Source organism: Leucobacter sp. M11 (genome assembly GCF_035726885.1).
Classification (GTDB): Bacteria; Actinomycetota; Actinomycetes; order Actinomycetales; family Microbacteriaceae; genus JAPFRB01.
This window is the reverse complement of record NZ_JAPFRB010000002.1, coordinates 67,463-71,808: the sequence shown is the minus strand read 5'-3', so window position 1 is coordinate 71,808 and position 4,346 is coordinate 67,463. Positions and strand designations below refer to the sequence as shown.

Genomic DNA, 4,346 nt, shown 5'->3' with positions numbered 1-4,346 from the left:
TGGGCCCTCCGGCGGGATCGGTGTGGCCTGCGTGGGCTGCGTCGGGTCGCTCATAGCTCCAGCGTAGGTGCTCAGCGCATTCGGCGTGGAACATCTCCAGAACACCGCTGCATACCTGGGGGCTGCGCCGAATGCTCGGGCACGGCAGGGGGCGTGCTGGGAGCGGTCAGGTGCCCAGCCTCCGCCCCGAGCACTGGCCGGGAATCCGGAAGCGGTGGTTCCCGGTTTACCGGGTTACCGGTTCGCCCGGGGTGGTGAAACCCGGAGGCGATGCGCCCGTCGCCGCTCAGGCATACCAGAGCGCCGTATCCACGAGGGTCAGCACCTGGAAGACGAGGGCCGGCCCGGCGACCCCGAGCGCGAGAATCGCCGCCCAGCGCAGCGTCTCCGGGGCGCTCCTGCGCAACGCGGGCACGCCCAGCGCCAGGGTCGTGATCGCGACGAGCCCCTCCAGCACCTGCAGCCCCGTCTGCACCGTGAGGAAGACGGGATAGCTGCCCGGCTCGGTGCTGTGACTGTAGACCATGCTCGCGACGATCCGCATGACCGTGAGGCAGACGAGCAGTCCCGCGAAGACGAGGCTGAGCAGGGCCAGGCCGTTGCGCCCGGGACCGCGCGTGGGCGACGGCGGGTTCGTGGGCCGGGCGGCCCCGGCGGGCGGCGGGGCGAGGGCGGGCGGCTGGTCCCGCGGCCCGGGCCGTGCCGGGGACGGACGCGGCGGCGGCGGGGGCGCGGTGTACGGGGGAAACGCGTCCTGGGCTGGGCGGGGCGGAGCACTCGGCGGCGTGCGGTTTCCCGGCGGCGGGGAAGGTTCAGTCATGCGGGGCCTCATCGGGTGGGATTCGGTCGGGGAATGCCCCCCCCCAGGGAACGCCAAAGGCCCGGCTACGATTCCTCGCGGCCGGGCCTTCGGGGTGGTCAGATCTCGATTAGATCTTGGACGAAGCGTCCTTCAGGACGCTGCGCAGGATGCCACCGATCTCCTCGAACTCGGGCTGGCCGATGGTCAGCGGCGGCGCGAGCTGGATGACGGGGTCCCCACGGTCGTCGGCGCGGCAGTACAGGCCGGCCTCCCACAGTGCGGGGGAGAGGTAGTCGCGGAGCAGTCGGTTGGACTCCTCCTCGTTGAAGGTCTCCTTGGTGGCCTTGTCCTTGACGAGCTCGATACCGAAGAAGTAGCCCTCACCGCGGACGTCACCGACGATGTCGATGTCGAGCAGCTTCTCCAGCTCGGCGCGGAACAGGGGGCTGTTCTCGCGGACGCGGCCGTTGAGGTCCTCTTCCTCGAAGATGTCGAGGTTCTCCAGGGCGGCAGCCGCGGCGGCCGGGTGGCCGGCGAAGGTGAAGCCGTGGTAGAAGGTGTTGTCCTCGCTCTTGAAGGGCTCGGAGACCTTGTCAGCAACGATCATCGCGCCGAGGGGGGCGTACCCGGAGGTGATGCCCTTCGCGGAGGTGATGATGTCGGGCTCGAAGCCCATGGCCTTGGAGGCGAAGAAGTCGCCGACGCGGCCGTAGGCGCAGATGACCTCGTCGCTCACGAGCAGCACGTCGTACTGGTCGCAGATCTCGCGCACGCGCTTGAAGTAACCGGGGGGAGGCGGGAAGCAACCACCGGAGTTCTGCACGGGCTCGAGGAAGACAGCGGCAACCGTGTCCTCGCCCTCGAAGAGGATGGCCTCTTCGATGCGGTTGGCGGCCCACTGGCCGAAGGCCTCGAGGTCGGTCGGAGCGCCGACCTCTTCAGCGCGGTAGTGGTTCGTGTTCGGAACACGGTGGCCACCGGGCGTGAGGGGCTCGTACATCTTCTTCATGTCGGGGATACCGGTGATCGCCAGGGCGCCCTGCGGGGTGCCGTGGTAGGCAACCGCACGAGAGATGACCTTGTGCTTCATCGGCTTGTTGCGGAGCTTCCAGTAGTGCTTCGCGAGCTTGAAGGCGGACTCAACGGCCTCGCCACCACCGGTGGTGAAGAACACCTTGTTCATGTCGCCGGGTGCGTAGCTCGAGAGGCGCTCAGCCAGCTCGATGGCGGCCGGGTGGCCGTACGACCAGATCGGCATGAAGGGCAGCTGCTGCATCTGCTTGGCAGCGGCCTGGACGATGCGCTCGCGACCGTGGCCGGCGTTGACCACGAAGAGGCCTGCGAGACCGTCGATGTACTTCTTGCCGTCCGCGTCGAAGATGTGGTGTCCCTCACCGCGGGTGATGATCGGGATACCGTCGTTGAGCACCTTGGCCGACGTGAAGTGCGGCCAGAGGTGCTTTGCGGCCTTAGCCTGCAGGGCGGCAGTGTTCTGCTCGCCAGAAGGGTTGTATGACATATTTATCGGGTTCCCCAGTCGTACTTTTGTTTTTTCAGTTCGAGGTAGACGAACGTTTCGGTGGACGCGACCCCGTCGAGGGTCCTGATTTCACTGTTCAGGAACTCGATCAGGTCGGCGTCGTCCTCGCACACGATCTCGGCCATAATGTCGAACGACCCTGCGCTGAGGATCAAGTAGGACACGGCAGACATCTGCGCCAGGCGGTCGGCGACGACCCTGGTGTCGCCGGAGACGCGGATGCCGATCATGGCGAGCCGGCTGAAGCCGAGTCGCATCGGGTCGGTCACGGCAACAATCTGCATGACCCCGGCATCTGTGAGTTTTTGGACGCGCTGCCGCACGGCGGCCTCGCTGAGCCCAACAACCTTCCCGATCTCGGCGTAGGAACGACGGCCATCGGTCTGCAGCTGCTCGATGATGGCCTTCGACGTATCGTCGAGGGGTCCGGAGGATCGTTTTGCACTCACACTCTGATTCTCGCACTCCGAACCCGAATTCGCAAAGGAATCCGAAGGGTTCATCGGGTGTGTCTGAGCTTTTCCGCATAATTTACCCGGAACGGCAACGGTTCTCGCTCGCCGGGGGGCTTCCCCGTGCCGCCTCAGCGCGGGGGCAACAGAATGAAGCTCATCCCGGGAACGTCCTTCACCCACCGCTCGCTCGTGACCCGCCAGCCCCGGAAGTTCATCTCCTGAACAAAGACGTAGCGTCCGTCGGCGCGCTGCTGGGTCTTGGTCGCCCAGGCCACGTGCCCGGCGCCAAAGGCCCCGTGCACTCCGGGCTGGAACACGACGATGCTGTTGGGCTGGGCATCGAGCGAGACGGCCCAGCCGGTCGCGCGGGCCGAGGCGGCCCAGTCCCGCGCGTTCCCGGTGAGCGCGGGGTACGCGCCGGAGAACTGTTTTGCTTTCTCGTAGGCGAGCCAGGTGCACTGCCCGGTGTCCCCGGCCCAGTTCCCGGCCCGGGTCGCCCCGAGCGGCCGGGCCACCGAGCTCGCGCACAGCGGGGTCACCGCCCGGTTGGAGCCGGTTTCGAGGAAGGCATCGCTCGCCCAGCCGCCGCCGGTCACGGAGTACCACAGCTTCGAGACGCCGTAGGGGCCGGTGATCGCGGGACCCAGCGTGTGGCAGCCGAGCGAGACGGGCTTCCCCTTGGGCGTGACCCGGAGCACCTTGGCCGTGGTGGTGGGCTGGGCCCGGATGTTGAGCGGGCCGCTGAGCACGGTGCCGGTGCGGGGGGCCGCCTCGGCGGGGGCGCCCCCGAGCGGAGTCAGGAGGAGCGCTGCGGCGCTCAGCGACAGGGCCAGGCCAATGCGGCGCAGCGGCGAGAGCGGGGACCGGGGTGTGCGCGTCATGGGCGTCCTTCGGGTGCGCCGGGACGGTCCCGGGGAGTTCCCAGCATAGAGGGCGGCGCGCGCTGCGCCAACGTCGTTTCTGACGGATCAGCGGCGCACCTCGCGCAGGAGCAGCCAGATCAGGAAGCCGCCGCCGAGCACCACGGTGACGAGGCCGACCGGGATCGCGGTGGGGAGCGCGTGCTGGGCCGCTAGATCGGCGGCGGTGAGGAGGAGGGCCCCCACCCCGGCGCTCGCGGCGAGGGGGATCCCCGGGGAGCGGCAGAGCCGTCGCGCCAGCTGCGGGGCGACGAGGGAGACAAAGGCGATGGGTCCGGCAACGGCGGTCACCGCGGCGGTCAGGCCCACGCCCGCCACGATGAGCGCCGTGCGCACCGGGGGCACCCGAACCCCGCGGGCGAGGGCCCCGTCGTCCCCCAGCTCCAGCTGGCGCAGCCCGCCCGAGAGCACGGCGACGGCGGCCAGGGCAAGCCCCGCGGTGCCCGCGCCGACGGCGAGCTGCACGGCAGTGATCCCGTTCAGGGACCCCGCCCCCCACGCCGCTGCGGACATGGCCGTGTCGAGGTCCGCCCGGAGCACGAGCCAGGTGTTTGCTGCCCCGAGGAGCGCGGAGACGCCGATGCCGACGATGATGAGGCGGAAGCCGCCGCGGCCCATTCCCCCGCCTC

5 protein-coding genes are annotated in these 4,346 nt (G+C 69.2%); all 5 read right to left on the bottom strand.

The window, feature by feature from the left end:
• Positions 1-286 precede the first annotated feature (286 nt).
• On the bottom strand, positions 287-820 hold the full coding sequence (locus tag OOT08_RS04440) for a hypothetical protein (protein WP_325091357.1): 534 nt from the start codon (positions 818-820) through the stop codon (positions 287-289).
• Between the two features lie 109 nt (positions 821-929).
• The gene (locus OOT08_RS04435; RefSeq protein ID WP_325091356.1) at positions 930-2,321 is read right to left on the bottom strand and encodes an aspartate aminotransferase family protein; all 1,392 of its coding nucleotides are present in this window, start codon (positions 2,319-2,321) and stop codon (positions 930-932) included.
• A gap of 2 nt (positions 2,322-2,323) precedes the next feature.
• The gene (locus OOT08_RS04430; protein WP_325091355.1) at positions 2,324-2,791 is read right to left on the bottom strand and encodes an Lrp/AsnC family transcriptional regulator; all 468 of its coding nucleotides are present in this window, start codon (positions 2,789-2,791) and stop codon (positions 2,324-2,326) included.
• Between the two features lie 134 nt (positions 2,792-2,925).
• A complete protein-coding gene (locus tag OOT08_RS04425; RefSeq protein WP_325091354.1) occupies positions 2,926-3,678 on the bottom strand; it encodes a CHAP domain-containing protein in 753 nt (250 codons plus the stop codon).
• An 87-nt stretch (positions 3,679-3,765) separates the two neighbouring features.
• A partial coding sequence (locus OOT08_RS04420) for a FecCD family ABC transporter permease (RefSeq protein WP_325091353.1) occupies positions 3,766-4,346 on the bottom strand: 581 nt, incomplete at its 5' end.

Coding starts and splice junctions, on each gene's coding strand:
- OOT08_RS04440 (WP_325091357.1), bottom strand. CDS start 820: ATGACTGAACCTTCCCCGCCGCCGGGAAACCGCACGCCGCCGAGTGCT.
- OOT08_RS04435 (WP_325091356.1), bottom strand. CDS start 2,321: ATGTCATACAACCCTTCTGGCGAGCAGAACACTGCCGCCCTGCAGGCT.
- OOT08_RS04425 (WP_325091354.1), bottom strand. CDS start 3,678: ATGACGCGCACACCCCGGTCCCCGCTCTCGCCGCTGCGCCGCATTGGC.